Genomic DNA, 15,631 nt, shown 5'->3' with positions numbered 1-15,631 from the left:
CTGAGTTTTGCGTAGTAAGGCCAGTTCTCTTTCCCACCTCTGTACTCATCTTCTGCACTATGGGTAGCAAAACCACTACCGGCATTCTATGCTTCGCCGGCGGGGCCCTCACCGGGGCCGTGCTAGGCATTCTCTACGCCCCCGAAAAAGGCCGCGAAACCCGCAGCTGGCTTAGCTACCAGCTGGAGAAATACCGCGAAACCCTGGCCGACCTGACCGAAAGCCTGGTCACCAGCCGCACCGACGTAGCGCCTTCCTCGGCCAAGTCGGAAGGGCAGCGCGTGATTCGGGACGCCAAGGACAAAGCGGAGCAGCTGCTCGGCGACGTTGATCAGCTCATCAACCAGATCAATTCCCGGCGAACCACGCTGTAACCAGAAAATGTGAGGAATGTGGTAAATGTGCTGAAATGAGCCAGAAGGCTTATTTACCACATTTTCCACATTCCTCACATTTTTCACATTCTCATACCAAGATGCATATCATCACCCTTATCCCCGGCGACGGCATTGGGCCGGAAATTACCAAGGCTGTAACGGACATTTTTGCGGCCGCCCAGGTGCCGGTGCAGTGGGAAGAGCAAAACGCGGGACAAACCACCTTCGACCAGTCGGGCGAGCTGATTCCGCAGGCCCTACTCACGTCGCTGGAGAAAAACCGGGTGGCCCTGAAAGGACCAATTACCACGCCGGTGGGCAAGGGTTTCCGCAGCATCAACGTGACCCTGCGCCAGAAGTACGACCTCTACCAGAACGTACGCCCCTCCAAAACCACAGACGGCATTGTTACGCGCTACGAAGGCATCGACCTGGTGCTGTTCCGCGAAAATACCGAAGGCCTGTACTCGGGCTTGGAAGTATACGATGAGCGGCTGGGCATTGCCGACTCATTTAACCGCATCACCAAGGAAGGCTCCCGCAAGATCTGCCGCGCGGCGTTTGCCTACGCCGCCAAGCACGGCCGCAAGAAGGTGACGCTGGCCCACAAAGCCAACATCCTGAAAATGGCCGGCACGCTCATGCTTAACGCCGGCAAAGAAGCCGCTAACGAGTTTCCGCACATCATCTTCGAGGACAAGATCATCGACAACATGTGCATGCAGCTGGTGAACAAGCCCGAGCAGTTCGACGTGGTGGTGACGACCAACCTGTTTGGCGACATCCTCTCCGACCTGTGCGCCGGTCTGGTAGGCGGCCTGGGTGTGGTAGCCGGCGCCAACATCGGCGACGATATGGCCATTTTCGAAGCCGTACACGGCTCGGCCCCCGACATTGCTGGCCAGGGCAAAGCCAACCCCACGGCTCTGCTGCGCTCGGCCCTGATGATGCTGCACCACATTGGTGAGCATGAGCACGCCGACAAGCTGGAAAAAGCCCTGGAGCTGACGTTGAAAGACAAGGAAAAGTGCACTGGCGACCTGGGCGGCAAAGCCTCTACCAGCGAGTTTGCGCAGGCCATTATCGATAACCTCGGCAAGTAAGCGGAGCGTATCAGTTGTTGTCAGTTGCTTGTTGTGCGTGCGTAAACGGCCTTTTTGCGGCCTAACCACGGGCACCAAGCAACTGACAACGCATTTTCGGGTGTTTGACATTGACCACGAGCAACTAATCCCTGGCAACTCGTTTTCGGCCTACAAGCTGTACATTTGAATTCTAACCTGATGAGCAGCCCGTGGGCTGCTTACCCTCACCTCGCTTTCTTATGAAACGTACCCTGTTTTCTGCGCTGTTGCTGTCGGCTGGCCTGTTTATGGGCGCCTGCAACCGCGACAAAGCTGCTGCCGAAGGCACGGAAGGCATGAACGCCGCCGCTACCTATGCAGCCGACGCTGCCAACCCCACGGTGGATAACCCCAACGCCACGGCCGAATCGGAAACGCCGAACCCCAACGCCCCGGTGATGACCTTCGCCGAAACCGAGCATGACTTTGGCGACATTAAGCCCGGCGACGTGGTAAAGCACACATTCTCGTTTACCAACACCGGCAAGTCGCCGCTGCTGATCAGCAACGCGGTGGCCTCCTGTGGCTGCACCACGCCTAACTGGACCAAGGAGCCCATCCAGCCCGGCGGGAAAGGCACCATCGACGTGCAGTTCAATAGCCAGGGCAAATCGGGCGTGCAGCACAAGGAAATTTCCATCCAGGCAAACACCCAGCCCAGCGTCAACAAGATTGTCATCAAGACCAACATCCTGGCCGACGCCTCGGCCGGTCCGGTTCGGCAGTAGTTTTTAATGTGCTGAGGTGGAGAATGTGCTGAGGTGCTAATGGTTGTTCTTTCATTAGCACCTCAGCACATTCTCCACCTCAGCACATTAGATTATCACATTAGCGAAGTGAAGCACATTCACCCCAATTAGCACATTCCTTTTCATGTTTCTGACGCTTCTTCTACAGGCTGCTCCCGCGGGCGAGAATTATACCTCCCTGCTTTTTCCGGTTGTTATTGCCGTGATTGTGTACTTCTTCATGATCCGGCCGCAGCAGCGCCGCGCCAGTGAAGCCAAGAAGTTCCGGGAAAGCATTGCCAAAGGAACCAACGTGGTAACCATTGGCGGCCTGCACGGCAAAGTGGTGGACGTGACGCCCGAAACCGTAGTGCTGGAAGTGGAACGGGGGCTGCGCCTGCGCTTCGACCGCTCCGCCGTGGCCCGGCAGGCCGGCACGGCAGCCCCGGCTGCTACCACTGAGCCCACGGCGTAACTGCCCCATCACCGATAAGCCCCGCACGATGTGCCGCTCCTGAGAAGCCGAAATATTGCCCGCTGGTTTATCGGCCCGTTTTCCGGGCAGGAGCGCAGCTATTGGCGGGCTATTACGGCGTGCTTTCTGGCTGCGTCTACCTTCTGGCTGCTTAACGCCCTCAACAAGGTCTACACCACGCGCATCACGTATCCGCTGGAATGGCGCTACGACGCCCGGCGCTACGTGCCGGTGCAGCCGTTGCCGCGGGAAGTAGCCGTGAACGTAACCGGACGGGGCTGGAAGCTGCTGCGCCGCTCCCTGATGCTGGACGTGCGCCCCGCCGAAATTCAACTGGAGCGTCTGCCGTCTACCCGCTTCGTGGCGGCTCAGCAAATGCGCCCTTCCCTGCTGGCAGCCATGGAAGGCCTGCAGCTGAACTACGTCCTCACGGACACCATTTTCGTGGAGTTCGACCGGCTGGTAACGCGGCGCCTGCCGCTCATGCTCAGCCCTACCGCCGATGGGGCCGCCTTGCCATTTGTCGCCCGGTTCGAGCCCGATAGTATTTCCTTCCGGGGGCCTTCTCAGGTAATTGCGCGACTATCTAGTCCCTACCTGGTGCACTTGCCCCAGGCCCCGGCCGGCAGCAGCAGTGGCAGCATCCGGGTGCCCATTGGGGGGCCCCGCCTCGTGACGACGAACGTGCAGGACGTGCGCGTGCGCCTGCAGCCCCGCCCCCTGGTAAGCCAGGTTATTTCGGTGATGCCGGCCCTGCACAACTTTCCGGTGGGCCAGCCTTACACCATCCGGCCGGTGATGCTGCGCGTGGAAGTGCAGAGCTTTGCGGAAGACACGCCCCGCTTAGACATGAAGCAGGTGCGGGCCTTGCTGGACTTTGGCCAGCTGCGCCCCGCGGATTCTACGCTCCAGCCGCTGCTGATGCCGACGCAGCCGCCTGTGCGCGGTGCCCGCCTGCTCACGCCCTTGGTGCGGGTATCGTTATCCACGCACCGCGCCCGCCACTAACTCCTTCAGCTATGTTGCGCATTGGTATTACGGGCGGCATTGGGTCAGGCAAAAGCGTGGTTTGCCGGCTTTTCCAGGTTCTTGGCGTGCCGGTGTACGACTCCGATGCCCGCGCCAAGTGGGTAATGGCCCACGATACGGCCCTGCGCCAGGAATTAATAACCGCATTCGGGCCAGCCGTATTCGGGGCCGATGGGCAGCTTGACCGGCCATATCTGGCGCGTCTGGCTTTCTCGGATCCTGCCCGGCTTTCCCAGCTCAATGCCCTGGTACACCCGCACGTGGGGCGCGACTTTGCTGCCTGGGCCGCCGAGCAGGCGCAGAAGCCCTACATCCTTAAGGAAGCGGCGCTGTTGTACGAGTCCGGGGCCTACCGGCAGCTCGACCAGATCATCACGGTTTTTGCCCCGGCGGCTATCCGGCACGCCCGCGTCCTGCGTCGCGACCCGCACCGCACCGCCGACGACATTGTGAGCATCATGGGCAAGCAGCTCAGCGAAGAGGAAAAGCTCACCCGGGCCGACTTCGTGCTGCACAACGACGACGAGCACCTGCTCATCCCACAGGTACTCGCCCTGGATGCCCAGCTCCGGGCCCGGGCAGCAGCTACCGAATAATGGGGCACCGCTCAAACGGGCGGCTTTCGTCGAAGAGCTTGCGGTAGGTAGCGTGCGTTTTGTAGATACGCGCCCCGATGGAGCGCGTCACGGCCAGCATCCGGGGGTTGAAGTCTCCAATCCAGTTCATTTCAATGTCGGTATAGCCTGCGTCGATAAAGGACTGCTGAGCGTGCACCAGCATAGCCGACTCCACGCCTTGCCCCTGCCAGGCCGGAACCACCCCGAAAATCACCCCGAACATTTTTTTGGGTTGCCGCCGCTGGTAGCGCCACCGCTCCCACACGAACTTCAGCTTGCCCCACAGGTCGAGGCGAGGACCCACGTGCTTGAAAATCTGATTCAGCTCGGGCAGGCTAACGAAGAACGCCACGGGCTCGTCGTGGTGGTAAGCAAACCAGACAATCCGCTCATCTACAATGGGCTTCATCTGGCGTACCAGGGCCCGGGCTTTGTCGAGCGACATGGCCACCACGCCCGAATGATTGGCCCAGGCCAGGTTGTAGACGTGGTGAAAGTCCTGGCTCATCTTTTCCGGGTCGCGCAGGTTGGCGTGGGCGAAGCGAAACTCCGGCTTTTCCTGGGCGTAGCGCTCGGCCGCCTTGTGGAAGCTGGCGTGGAGCGGCTCCGCAACCGGCCGGTAGCAGGTGTACTGCTTGAAGTAGAGCTGAAAGCCGTAGTTCTCAAACAGCTGTTGGTAGTAGGCCGGGTGATAGAACATGCCGTAGTTGGGCTCGGTGAAGCCCGCTATCAGTAGGCCCCAGAACCGGTCCCGCTCCCCAAAGTTGATGGGGCCATCCATGGCCTGCATGCCGCGCGCCGCAAGCCAGGCCTGAGCGGCGGTGAAAAGCGTGTCGGCCGCTGCTTGGTCGTTGATGCACTCAAAAAAGCCCATGCCGCCGGTGGGTAGCGTAGGGTCGGTGTGGGCGGTGGCGGGGTTGATGAATGCGGCTACCCGGCCAATAGGCTGGCCGGCCGCGTTGGTGAGCACCCAGCGAATGGCCTCGCCTTGCTCGAAGTTGTGGTTGCGGGCCGGGTCGAAGGTGGCTTCCACGTCCTCGTCTAGCGGCCGGATCCAAGCCGGATGGTCGCGGTAAATCTGTTCGGGGAAGTCGCGGAAAAGACGCTTTTGCTCAGCGGTAACTACTTCGATTAAGGCCATTAGAAGGCGCGCAAGGGTAAACGGTAGTAGGAGAGGGTGGCTGGGAGTCAACTCAAAAGCCAGGCCCAAAGCCGCAAGTCAGGCTAGTTGGGCCGCTCAAAAATCGACAAAATTTTCACGCCGCCGGCTCGGACCTGGTGTACCTCATGGCCCACGCTATCCAGGTAGGACTGTGGGTGCCAGCGGTAGCCTGTGATAAAGTACCGGGCGCGGGCACTGGGCTCATACTGCAGCCGGGCCCGCTCCTCGGGGCGAAGAATCAGGGAGTTATTGTACAGCGGGTAGTGCCACGGCACCTGAATGGTGAGCTTGGGGCTAGCGTCGCGCTGTAGCAGCCACTCCAGGCCCTGGCGGTAGGCCAACCCCCAGTAGTCCCGCTCAAACAGCTGCTCGGCCCAGGTGCCGGGCAAAAAGCTGAAGTACACCTGCTGAAATGGGTGCAGGCGCACCATCCGTACAACGGTAACCGGAAACTCCAGAGTAGCCGCCAGCAGCACTACGACTGCCACCCAGCGGCCGGGCCGGGTGGCTCTGGCCAAGTGCGTAAGTTCCCGCAGGCCCTTTACGGCCAGCAGCAGGAAAGCCGGGTAGATGAAGTAGAGGTGCCGCCACCCATCGTAGAGCACCGCGTGCGTGCCGATAACCACGGCTAAAGGCCCCAGCAGCCACACCAGTAGCCAGCAGTCGAGCTGGCCGGCAGCCGTGCGCAGCCAGCGGCCCCGTAGGCGCAAAGCCTGCGCAAGAGAAGCAGCAGTGCCGGCCATAGCTAGGGCAGAATAGGCTACTGGTGTAGTGATGCCCAGCCATACCAGCACGTAGTGCCAGGGCAGCTGGGTGGCGGGAATCAGCTGGCCCAGGTACAGCACGGAAAATGCCCAGGGGTAGCTGTGCAGGCGGTGGAAAGCCTGCAGCAGCTCCGCCAAAGGCGTGGCCCAGAGGTAGGGCCAGCCAGCGTAGGTGCCGCCCAGCGCGGCTACTACATACACCGCGCACAACCCCAGCCGGTGGCGCCCGGCAGCGGCCTGGCCGGTTTGGGCGCCGAGCAGCACAAACAACGTAGGTAAAATGATCAGCAGTCCCTGCACCCGAATGTCGGTGGCCATGGCCGTGAGCAGGCCGTGTACAAAGGCCCGGAACAGACTGGGGCGCCGCCGCAGCCAGAGTAGTCCGGCCACGGCCAGCGTGAACAGGGACATAAATACCACGTCCTTGCCGTTGTAGAAAGCCTCAGCAAAAAAGCGGGGCGAAGCCACCAACAGCAAACTGCCGAGCAACCCCCAGCGCCAGTCGCGGAACCGCTGCTTGCCGATGTAATACAGCCCCCAGGCCCCCAGCATAAAGGTGATGAACACCAGCAAATGCCGCAGGAAGTACACGGACCGAGAATCACCATCGGTGAGAGCATAGCCCAGCACGGAGGCGGCCATCTCAAAAAGCGGCCCGTGGTCACTGTCCGGGAAGTCGCGAATGTCGGGGATGGGGGAGTGGTGAGCCGCCACGCGCCGGGCCAGATCGGGGGCAAGCTGTTGCGCCACGTAGTTTAAGCTGACCAGCCCGTTCTGGTGGTTGTTCACCTCATCCCAGGACATGCCGTAGTCGCGGTGCAAGCCCAGCCCCAAGCAAAGCAAAAGGCCGAAAAACAGACCCACCACCCACCGCTGGCTGCGCTGCCGTCGCAATACTTGGGGAATAAGCAGAAGAAAAGAGATGCGCACGGCAGTGGGGTTGAAGGGGCAAATTACTTCAGCCCGCGGACAATAGACGGCTCCTAGGCCAGTGCCTTCACCCCAAAGGATAACTGCTTGGAGGTGAGAACCGGGTAAGCGGTAAAATAACAAAGGCAAGCCCGCGGGCTTGCCTTTGTTGTTTAGCTGGGTGATTTTCTGCCTTAAGCCGTTCTGACGTGGCCTTTCAGGCCGTACCAGAGAATGTAGGCGTAGCAGAGCACGGGCAGCAGCAGGGCCAGGCGCAGGGAACTGGCGTCGGCCACGGCCCCGAAGAGCATGGGCACCAGGGCCCCGCCCACGATGGCCACGTTCAGCAGGCCCGAGGCTTCCTCCGTGTGGCGCCCCAGCCCGGCCACGGCCAGCGTGAAGATGGTGGCAAACATGATCGAGTTCATCAGCCCCACGGCCAGCAGGCTCCACATGGCCACGGGCCCACTCGTGCTCAGCGAGAGCAGCACCAGGGCCATGGCCCCCAAGGCATTGAAGGCCAGCAGCCGCCCGGGGTTTACCTTGTTGAGCAGGTAGGCGCCCAGGAAGCGGCCCACCATGGCCCCGCCCCAGTAGTAGGTCACCTTGTCGCCGGCCACCTTAGGGGCGAGGCCCGCCACGTCGGGCAAATGCAGGTAGGAGACGATGTGCGAGCCGATGGCCACTTCCCCGCCCACGTACACGAAGATGCCCACCATGCCCAGCACCAGGTGCCGGTAGTGCCAGGCCCGCTGGTTGGGCGCCTCCTGGGTGGGCGCGTGGGTGATGCGCGGCAGCTTTAGAAAGGCCAGCAGCACGCTAATCAGCAGTAGTACACCCCCAATGGCCAGGTAAGGCGTTTGCACGGCCCGCACGTCGATGGCGGCGGCCGAGTGGGCCGTGTCCAGGTCGGGCAGGTGGGAGAGAATCAGGGCCGAGCCCAGCAGCGGAGCTACGGTCGTGCCCAGCGAGTTGAAGGCCTGCGTGAGCGTGAGCCGGGCCGGGGCCGACTCGGGCCGGCCCAGGATGGCCACGTAGGGGTTGCCGGCTACCTGCAGCAGCACCACGCCGGTGGCCAGCACGAACAAAGCGCCCAGAAACAGGGCGTAGGAGCGGCTGTCGGCGGCGGGGTAGAACAGGAAGCAGCCCAGGGCGGCAATGAGAAAGCCCAGCAGCATGCCGCCTTTGTAGCCCAGGCGCTGCACCACCTTGCCGGCGGGAATACCCATGACGAAGTAGGCCCCGAAAAAGCAGAGGTTGATCAGGTTGGCCTGGGTGTAGGAAAGCTGGAAGATGGCCTTCAGGTAGGGAATCAGGATGTCGTTCAGGCAGGTGATGAAGCCCATCATGAAGAACAGCACCGTCAGCGAAGCCAGGGCCGAGGTGTAGCGCGGCGAAGCGCCCGCCGGGTCGGTGGTAGTAGCGGTTGGAAGAGAGGAAGGAGCAGCCAGGGCCATAGTACGGTTCAGGAATAGAGGAGAAATCGGCTGCTAGTTTACAACAAACGTGCTTATGGAGTGGGGCAGGCTCGTAGTGGAAGCTGCCTGGCCCTTCAGCCACAGCAGAAAGTCCATGGGCTTATCAGAGGTATTCATCACCACCACGGCCACGGAACCGTCGGTATTGCGGAAGGCGGTGGTTTGCAGTACGTCCCGGGTAGAGGAGCTGATGATGCGCTTGGCACCCGGACGGATAAACTTCGAGAAGTGCCCGATGTAGTAGTAAATGTTGGTGTAGAGCAGCTTGCCGCTCCGGGTATCCCCAATGATGGGGGCAAAGCAGAAGTTCTGGGCATGGTTGGGGCCGCCGGTTTCATCCAGCAGAATGTTCCAGTCGGTCCAGGCGGCAGTGCCGGCGTTGAAGTCCTCAATCATGGAGCGGCCGTATACTTCGCCCAGCTTCCAGTCGCTTACCCGGTCGAGGCTGAACTTTTCGATGCAGCCTTCCGTGAAAATGAGCTGCTTGTCGGGGTAGGTGTCGTGCACGCGCTTCACGTTGCTGAAGAGCATGTCGCTGCCGGTCCAGTTTTCGTACCAGTGGTAGCCGATGCCCCACACGTACTTGGCGGCTTCGGGGTCGTCGAGGATGGTGCTGGCGCGCTGGTACACTTGGTCGCGGTTGTGGTCCCAGGCAATGAGTTTCCGGTCGCCCAGGCCACCTTTCTTGAGCGTGGGGCCCAGGTATTCCTTGATGAAGTCGCGCTCTTCCTCAGCCGTGTACAGGCAGGATTCCCAGCGCTGGTTGGCCATGGCCTCATTCTGCACGCTCAGGCCCCAAATAGGCATACCCTGCCGCTCGTACTCCTTAATAAACTTCACGTAGTAGTTGGCCCAGGCCTGGCGAAACTCCGGGCGCAGCTTGCCGCCGTGCTGCAGGTCGTTGTTGTCCTTCATCCAGGCGGGTGGGGTCCAGGGGCTCACGTACAGCGGAAGCTTGCCACCGGCTGCCGCTATGGCCTGCTTGATGAAGGGAATGCGGTACTGCTCGTCGTGCTTCACGCTGAAGGTCTTCAGCTCCTGGTCGTTGTCGGCCACATACGTATACATGCCGCTGCTGAAGTCGCAACTGTTGATGTGGGTGCGGGCCAGCGTGTAGCCAATGCCGGCGGTGGGGCTGTAGTACGCCTGCATGAACTCCTGCTGGGCGGCCTTGGGCAGTTTGGCAAAGGTTTCGGCCGCCGCATCAGTGAGGGCGCCGCCAATGCCTACCAGGGTCTGGAAGGTATGCGTGGGGTCTACAAATACGGTGGGCTGGGTTTCCAGCGGCTGCCGGAGCTCCTGAAAGCGCAGCTCCCCGGTAGCGGCCAACCGGTGGGTTGTGTTGGCCGCCGTGGTAAAGACCTGTACTTTTTTGCCGACGGCCGAGTAGGCCGGGGCTTTGGTCGCCGGCTTGGTTGATTTCTGCGCCAGGGCGCCCGTAAAGGGCAGGGTCGCCAGCATCAGCATAGGAAGAAAGGGTGTACGCATAAAATGAAAAAATGCGGGTGATTCCGCTTATCCTGCCGGCCCGGACAACGTGCCCGGGCCGGCAGGAGGTGAAAAACGAAGCAGGCTCCCGCTGGCCGCGGCTAGCGGCGCACCAGCAAGCGGCGTTGCAACTGGCCCTCGGGAGTAAGTACGCGCAGCGTGTACACGCCGGCTGGCAGAGCTGCTACGCTGCAGGAAAGATGGTTGGCCCCGGCTTGTACGCTCTTCTCAGAACGTAGCACCGAGCGGCCCAGTACATCTACCAGCTGCACCTGCAGCTGTTGGGCCCGGTCGGCAGTGTAGTCAAACGTCATTTCCGACTGCACGGTGGTGGGGTAGAGCTGCAGGCGGGCTTCCATTTCGGGGCTTACTGTGGACAGGGCCGTGCGGGCGGCACCCTGGTCGGAAAACCACCAGCGCTGGCTGTTGTAGCCACCCCAGGTCCACTGGTGAATAGCAGCGCCGTCAGCAGTGGAGCCATTTTCCACGTCCAGCACCTTGCCGCTGAACTTGTTTACGATGCGGTAGGTGCCGTCGCCATTGCTTTCAATCTTCCAGTACTGGCTGTCCTGGCTGAGCCAGTCCCACTGATGCGCTTTGGCACCATCGGCGGTGGAAGGGCCGGCAATATCCAAGGACTTGTTGCTGTTCAGGTTCACGATACGTACGTAGCCGCCGCCGGCATCCACCAGCTTCCACTTCTGGCTGGCCGCTTGGGCCCAGCCCCACTGCTGCACGCGGCCACCGTTGACGGTAGAGTTGGCCGAAACTTCCATGGTTTTGCCGCCATTCTTGCAGCTGATTTGGTAAATGCGTCCAATAGTTGGGCCGCTGGGCACAGTGCTCGTTCCATTGTAGTTGCCGCCGCCGGGGTAGTTCACAATGCCGTTCTGGTTGGGCGACACGGCCGCCACGGTGGTATTGGGCACGCAGTTGGCAAACCGAATATTGGTCAGTACCTGGTTCAGGCCGGCGGGCCCGTCCACCACGTAGGGCGGGTTGATGTGCATGAAAGCCGGGTTGCTGCGGTCCTCAAAACGCTTGTAGGTCCAGTGGCACCAGCCAATGCCCACCGAGTTGAGGTTCTTGGCCGCGTCGCGCATCCAGGTGTCGGTGTTTTCGCCGGTTTCGCCCACCCAGATCGGCACGTTGTGGGTGGTGCGGAAGTTGCGCAGGTTGCCAATGAAGCGCAGGTCGTTGGGGCCGCCGCCCGTGGAGTTCACGCCGTTATCCATCAGATAACCCGTGCCGCTGTAGCGGTGCGAGTTGTACACCAGGTTGGAGCGATTGGAGAAGTTGAAGGGCTCCAGGTAGTTAAAGTCGTTGCCCCAGCCGTTGCCTTCCACCAGAATCAGGTGATTGTCGCCTTGGTTCCGGATGGTGTTAATCAGGCGCTCCGTCACGGTCTTGATCTGCGGGTTGCTAGGCGCATTGTTCGGCTCATTGATGAGGTCGTACATGGCCACGCGGGCGTCGTTCTTGTAGCGGTTCGATACAAACGACCACAGGCGGTTGAGCACATCCTGGTTGATCTGGCGGTTCCACAGGTCGTTGGCTACAATCTGGTCGGCAATGTTGGCGTCGGTGCCCTGGGAGCCGGGCACGGCGTGCATGTCCAGCACCACGTACATGTTGTTGGCCTGGGCCCAGGCCAGGGTGTTGTCAATCATGGCCAGCGCCGCCATGTTGACCGGGTCAGTAAAGAGCTGGTTGTTGTTGTACCAGCCTGTGAGCTGGCTCACGTACGAGTCGTAGCTCACGGTACCGCGCATCACGCTGCTGCGCACCGCCCGTTGGGCAGGCGTCAGGAACAGCTCGTAGTGCAGGGGCAGGCGCACGCAGTTAAAGCCCTTGGAGGCAATGTAGTCGATGTCGGGCTTGGTGATAAAGTTGGCGCGGTAGTTCTGGTAGAATGTCTCCACGGCCGCATCAGTCATGCCGGCGTTGTAGAGGCTCTTTTTTACCGCGCCCTGCGTCTGCTTCGTGGCGCCGTTTATTGTGGCCCCAGGCCAGCCCACTTTCATCATGTAGCCTTCCTGCACGGCCCAGTTGCCCAGATTCATGCCGTTGAGAATAACTTCCTGGTTGCTGGCATTCACGATGCGCTGGCCGTCGGCGCGTAGAAAGCTTTGGGCGTCGGCGTGCTGCGCCATGCCGAGGCCCGCTACGAGTAGCAGCGCTTGCCGCATCCGGCGGGCCATACGCCGGAGGCTGAAAGAGGTAATGGTGTTCATGTTCTGTGGGTTTTTGGGGTATGGTGGAAAAAAACGGGGAGCAGAGCGAAGAACAGGTGGGCGCAAGCGGGTAGGACAGAGGAATTAGCTGGGCATGATGAGGTGAGTAGGGTATTAGCGGCGGTAGGCCTGGGTTGGAAAGCCGGGGTCCCGGTAAGCATCGGGCGCGGGCCGGGGCCCACTGGCCGAGTCAAACACCATGACCATGCGGCCCGGCGCTGAGTAAGCGGGCCAGTCGGGACCCGGGCGGCCTGTTTTGATAAAGCGGGCCCAATAGGCGTGCATACGGGCGGCCAGCGCCGCGTCGGCAGCTTTGCCGGGCAGGCTGGCTGGTAAGGTTGGAGCCGCGCCGGAGCTGCCCAGTGGGGCATTCCACACAAACGCCAGCTCCTGGGCATGCAGGGGGCGCTGGGTGGCATTGTGCCAGTCGAAGCGGTAAAGCCAGACGGGCCGGTTTTGCGCGGCCAGGGTATCGGCCAGGCGGTAGGTTGCCAGCCGGTAGAGGTAGTCGGTGAGCGTGGTGTTCCAGGCCTGCTGGGCAGGCTGGGTCTGGCTGAGGCGCCGATAAGCGGCCCACACCGCCGCCGCGTTGCGGCCAAATACCTGCTGCAGCGCCTTTTCATTGGGCTGAGCCAGCACTGAGCCTGGGCCGGTAAACAAACCGGCTTCTTCCAGATTGGTGCCGAGCAGTACGGCCGGCGGGCGCCGCTTCAGGCGGCGCAAATAAGCGAAAGGCGGTTGAGGCAGCGCCAGGCCATCCTGCACGGGGCCAAACACCTGCAGGCCGCCCGCCCCACTCGCAAACCGCGCCTGCGCCCGAATGAGCGTATCGGCGGGGAGCGTGAGCAGGGCCTGGGGCTGGGCAAGGTGCAGCTCGCCCAGCAGCTGACGGGTAACCGCCGCCGCCGTAGCCGTGTCGCGGATGGCCTGCACGGCCCCGCTTTCCAGAATCACCTGCTGAAACAGGCCCTCGGCTGCCGGCGTCACGAGCAGAGCCCCCACCAGCTTGGCCCCCGCCGACTCGCCCATCAGCGTCACGCGCGTAGGGTCGCCGCCGAAAGCGCGGATGTTGTCGTGCACCCAGCGCAGGGCGGCCACGGCATCGAGCAGGCCGACGTTGCCCGCCTGCCGGTAAGCGGGACCCAGGGCCTCGCCAAGGTGCAGAAAGCCCAGGCTGCCCAGGCGGTAGTTTAGGCTCACGGCCACCACGCTGTCCTGGGCCGCGAAGGTCCAGGTGTCATTGTCCTGGCCCGAGCCGCCCGTAAAAGCGCCGCCGTGTACCCACACCACCACGGGGCGTACCCCAGCCGGGCGGGAGCGGGTGGGCCAGGCGGGTGCCCACACGTTCAGGTACAAACAATCCTCACTGCCCTGCACCCCCGTGGGGCCACCCGCCTGCACGGCCCGATGGCCGAATTGCGAGGCGGGGCGCGGGCCGTGCTGCCGGGGTAGCGGCTGCGGGGGCCGAAAGCGCAAAGGCCCCACGGGCGGCTGGGCGTACGGAATACCGCGAAACACGCACAGATTGGCTTCCCGGCTGCCCTGCAGCCGGCCTTGCCGCGTTTTTACTTCCACCGGGCCGCCCATGTTCTGCGCCCAGCCGCGCGCAATGGCGCTGCTGCCGAGCAACAGCATAAGGAAGGCTAACCGGGAGAGACGCAGCATGGAGGCGCGAAAAAAGGGCAGAAGATAAGGCAGCAGCTGCCCGGAAAAATCGGCGGCGGGTTCTGGGTTGCAGAAGGGTGGTCTTACCAGACGTAGGTGCCCACGGCCCCGCCCGGGAGCGTGGTGCTGACCATCTTGCCCCGGTAGGCGATGTTGAAGGACTGCGAGCTGCTGGTGCTGTTCTGCACGATGAGTACCTTTTGCCCGCTGGGATTTTTGAAGGCCACGTTCGACAAGCCGTTGGGCACGTTCGTATCGATGCGCACCGAGCCGGGGCGGGCAAACTTGCTGGCGTGCGCAATGGTATAGTAAGCCGGGTTGCGCGTCACGGTAGTGCCGTTGATGGTGAGGGCACCCAGGCAGGTAGTGCAGCCCCCGTCGGTGCGCGGACCGTAGTTCTGGTCCGACGCCAGATTCCACTCCAGCACGTTCCGGCTCCAGTTCCGCGTGGCGCCAATGATGAGCGTGCCCACGTGCCAGCTAAAGTCGGCGGCAAAGTTGCCGGGGCCACCCACCCACTGCTCCGTGAAGTACACGTGCTTGTCGGGGAAGGCATTGTGCACCGTAGACAGGGCTTCAATAGTGCCGGCGTACAGGTGAAAGGCCGAGCCATCCACGTACTGCCGGGCTTCGGGGTCGTTGAGGATAGCCAGCGGGTAGTCGATGCGGTCCGTGTTGTGGTCGTAGAGGATGATCTTGGTGGTCAGCCCCGCGGCTTTCAGGGCGGGGCCCAGGTGGTTTTTGATGAATGTGCCCTGCTGCGTGGCCGACATATACATGCTGGGGTTGTTGCCGTCGTGCAGGGGCTCGTTCTGAATGGTAATGGCATCCAGGCGGATGCCCTCGGCCTGCATAGCCTGCAGGTACTTCACGAAGTAGTTGGCATATACGCTGTAGTACTCCGGTTTTAGGGAGCCGCCTTTGTAGCTGCCGTTATCTTTCATCCAGGGCGGCGCCGTCCAGGGCGAGCCGAGAATCTTGAGGTCGGGGTAGATGGCCAGGATTTCCTTGAGCACGGGCAGCAAGTCCTTCTTCTCGGGTTCCAGGCTGAACTTCTCCAGGGTCGGGTCGGTCTGGCCGGCCGGCACATCGTCGTAGGTGAACACCCGGTCACTGAGGTCGGAGGCGCCAATGCTGATGCGCAGGTAGCTGGTCCCGATGTTGTTGCCGTCGGTGGCAAACAGTTCCTTCAGCAGGGCCGTGCGGTTGCTGGCCGGCAGCTGGTTGATGAGCATGGCACTGCCCCCGGTCAGGGTGTAGCCAAACCCGTCGATGCTTTGGTAGGTGGTGGTGGTATCCACCGAAATAATGGGACCCGCGCCCGTGGTTTCCTTGAAGTTGAGCACCAGGGCGCTTTTCTGAAACAAGGTAGACTGGCTGGACGTCGTCAGCCACAAAGCCACCTGCGAGGGGCCGGTTTCTGCCGGGGGCGGGGGCGGTGGGGTGGGCTTGGGGTCGGGTTTGTTGTCGCCGCCGCAGCCAGTCAGCGTTAGCGCCCCCAGGAGCGCGCTGCCCATAATACCTGCCAGAATCTTTTGCATGAGCGTAAGGGGTAAGGAAAAAAATCGGTCAGGCCACGCG

The 15,631-nt window shown here is 62.0% G+C and carries 13 protein-coding genes; 6 read left to right on the top strand and 7 right to left on the bottom strand.

Annotated elements, in window-relative coordinates; genetic code table 11:
* Positions 1 to 59 precede the first annotated feature (59 nt).
* The 6 genes from HER32_RS09935 to coaE all read left to right on the top strand — a co-directional run bounded on the left by HER32_RS09935 (position 60) and on the right by coaE (position 4,329).
* Positions 60 to 374 (top strand): YtxH domain-containing protein, encoded by a 315-nt coding sequence (locus HER32_RS09935; RefSeq protein WP_149070357.1) that lies wholly within the window; start codon positions 60 to 62, stop codon positions 372 to 374.
* A 101-nt stretch (positions 375 to 475) separates the two neighbouring features.
* Positions 476 to 1,480, top strand: a complete 1,005-nt coding sequence (locus HER32_RS09930; protein ID WP_149070358.1) for an isocitrate/isopropylmalate dehydrogenase family protein — start codon at positions 476 to 478, stop codon at positions 1,478 to 1,480.
* Positions 1,481 to 1,701: 221 nt separating this feature from the next.
* Positions 1,702 to 2,229 (top strand): DUF1573 domain-containing protein, encoded by a 528-nt coding sequence (locus HER32_RS09925; protein WP_149070359.1) that lies wholly within the window; start codon positions 1,702 to 1,704, stop codon positions 2,227 to 2,229.
* A gap of 145 nt (positions 2,230 to 2,374) precedes the next feature.
* Entirely contained in the window at positions 2,375 to 2,704 is a 330-nt protein-coding gene (gene yajC / locus HER32_RS09920; protein WP_168681763.1) for a preprotein translocase subunit YajC, read from the top strand.
* Between the two features lie 30 nt (positions 2,705 to 2,734).
* Positions 2,735 to 3,712 carry a hypothetical protein gene (locus HER32_RS09915; RefSeq protein WP_168681762.1) on the top strand — a complete coding sequence of 326 codons (978 nt, stop codon included), beginning with the start codon at positions 2,735 to 2,737 and terminating at the stop codon, positions 3,710 to 3,712.
* 11 nt (positions 3,713 to 3,723) lie between these two features.
* Positions 3,724 to 4,329, top strand: coding sequence for a dephospho-CoA kinase (coaE, locus tag HER32_RS09910; protein ID WP_168681761.1), 606 nt, complete (start codon positions 3,724 to 3,726; stop codon positions 4,327 to 4,329).
* Here coaE and HER32_RS09905 read toward each other — a convergent pair.
* The 7 genes from HER32_RS09905 to HER32_RS09875 form a co-directional block, all read right to left on the bottom strand.
* The gene (locus HER32_RS09905; RefSeq protein ID WP_168681760.1) at positions 4,319 to 5,491 is read right to left on the bottom strand and encodes a hypothetical protein; all 1,173 of its coding nucleotides are present in this window, start codon (positions 5,489 to 5,491) and stop codon (positions 4,319 to 4,321) included. The two genes, coaE and HER32_RS09905, sit on opposite strands and share 11 nt — an antisense overlap.
* 83 nt (positions 5,492 to 5,574) lie before the next feature.
* Entirely contained in the window at positions 5,575 to 7,206 is a 1,632-nt protein-coding gene (locus HER32_RS09900; RefSeq protein ID WP_168681759.1) for an ArnT family glycosyltransferase, read from the bottom strand.
* A 173-nt stretch (positions 7,207 to 7,379) separates the two neighbouring features.
* The gene (locus tag HER32_RS09895; protein WP_168681758.1) at positions 7,380 to 8,642 is read right to left on the bottom strand and encodes a sugar MFS transporter; all 1,263 of its coding nucleotides are present in this window, start codon (positions 8,640 to 8,642) and stop codon (positions 7,380 to 7,382) included.
* Between the two features lie 33 nt (positions 8,643 to 8,675).
* Positions 8,676 to 10,151, bottom strand: coding sequence for a glycoside hydrolase family 30 protein (locus HER32_RS09890; RefSeq protein ID WP_168681757.1), 1,476 nt, complete (start codon positions 10,149 to 10,151; stop codon positions 8,676 to 8,678).
* Between the two features lie 101 nt (positions 10,152 to 10,252).
* The gene (locus HER32_RS09885; RefSeq protein WP_168681756.1) at positions 10,253 to 12,385 is read right to left on the bottom strand and encodes an RICIN domain-containing protein; all 2,133 of its coding nucleotides are present in this window, start codon (positions 12,383 to 12,385) and stop codon (positions 10,253 to 10,255) included.
* Positions 12,386 to 12,499: 114 nt separating this feature from the next.
* Positions 12,500 to 14,050 (bottom strand): carboxylesterase/lipase family protein, encoded by a 1,551-nt coding sequence (locus HER32_RS09880; RefSeq protein ID WP_168681755.1) that lies wholly within the window; start codon positions 14,048 to 14,050, stop codon positions 12,500 to 12,502.
* 83 nt (positions 14,051 to 14,133) lie between these two features.
* Positions 14,134 to 15,591, bottom strand: coding sequence for a glycoside hydrolase family 30 protein (locus HER32_RS09875; RefSeq protein WP_232066221.1), 1,458 nt, complete (start codon positions 15,589 to 15,591; stop codon positions 14,134 to 14,136).
* Positions 15,592 to 15,631: the final 40 nt, after the last annotated feature.

Source organism: Hymenobacter sp. BT18 (assembly GCF_012273015.1).
In the GTDB taxonomy this organism is placed as follows: Bacteria; Bacteroidota; Bacteroidia; order Cytophagales; family Hymenobacteraceae; genus Hymenobacter; species Hymenobacter lutimineralis.
Note: the sequence above shows the minus strand (reverse complement) of the source record. Positions and strands in the feature narration are given on the sequence as shown.

Excerpts from the sequence above, each read along its gene's own strand:
- HER32_RS09935 (WP_149070357.1), top strand. The coding sequence starts at position 60 with ATGGGTAGCAAAACCACTACCGGCATTCTATGCTTCGCCGGCGGGGCC.
- HER32_RS09895 (WP_168681758.1), bottom strand. The coding sequence starts at position 8,642 with ATGGCCCTGGCTGCTCCTTCCTCTCTTCCAACCGCTACTACCACCGAC.
- HER32_RS09930 (WP_149070358.1), top strand. The coding sequence starts at position 476 with ATGCATATCATCACCCTTATCCCCGGCGACGGCATTGGGCCGGAAATT.
- HER32_RS09890 (WP_168681757.1), bottom strand. The coding sequence starts at position 10,151 with ATGCGTACACCCTTTCTTCCTATGCTGATGCTGGCGACCCTGCCCTTT.
- HER32_RS09885 (WP_168681756.1), bottom strand. The coding sequence starts at position 12,385 with ATGAACACCATTACCTCTTTCAGCCTCCGGCGTATGGCCCGCCGGATG.
- HER32_RS09905 (WP_168681760.1), bottom strand. The coding sequence starts at position 5,491 with ATGGCCTTAATCGAAGTAGTTACCGCTGAGCAAAAGCGTCTTTTCCGC.
- coaE (WP_168681761.1), top strand. The coding sequence starts at position 3,724 with ATGTTGCGCATTGGTATTACGGGCGGCATTGGGTCAGGCAAAAGCGTG.
- HER32_RS09875 (WP_232066221.1), bottom strand. The coding sequence starts at position 15,591 with ATGCAAAAGATTCTGGCAGGTATTATGGGCAGCGCGCTCCTGGGGGCG.
- yajC (WP_168681763.1), top strand. The coding sequence starts at position 2,375 with ATGTTTCTGACGCTTCTTCTACAGGCTGCTCCCGCGGGCGAGAATTAT.
- HER32_RS09925 (WP_149070359.1), top strand. The coding sequence starts at position 1,702 with ATGAAACGTACCCTGTTTTCTGCGCTGTTGCTGTCGGCTGGCCTGTTT.
- HER32_RS09880 (WP_168681755.1), bottom strand. The coding sequence starts at position 14,050 with ATGCTGCGTCTCTCCCGGTTAGCCTTCCTTATGCTGTTGCTCGGCAGC.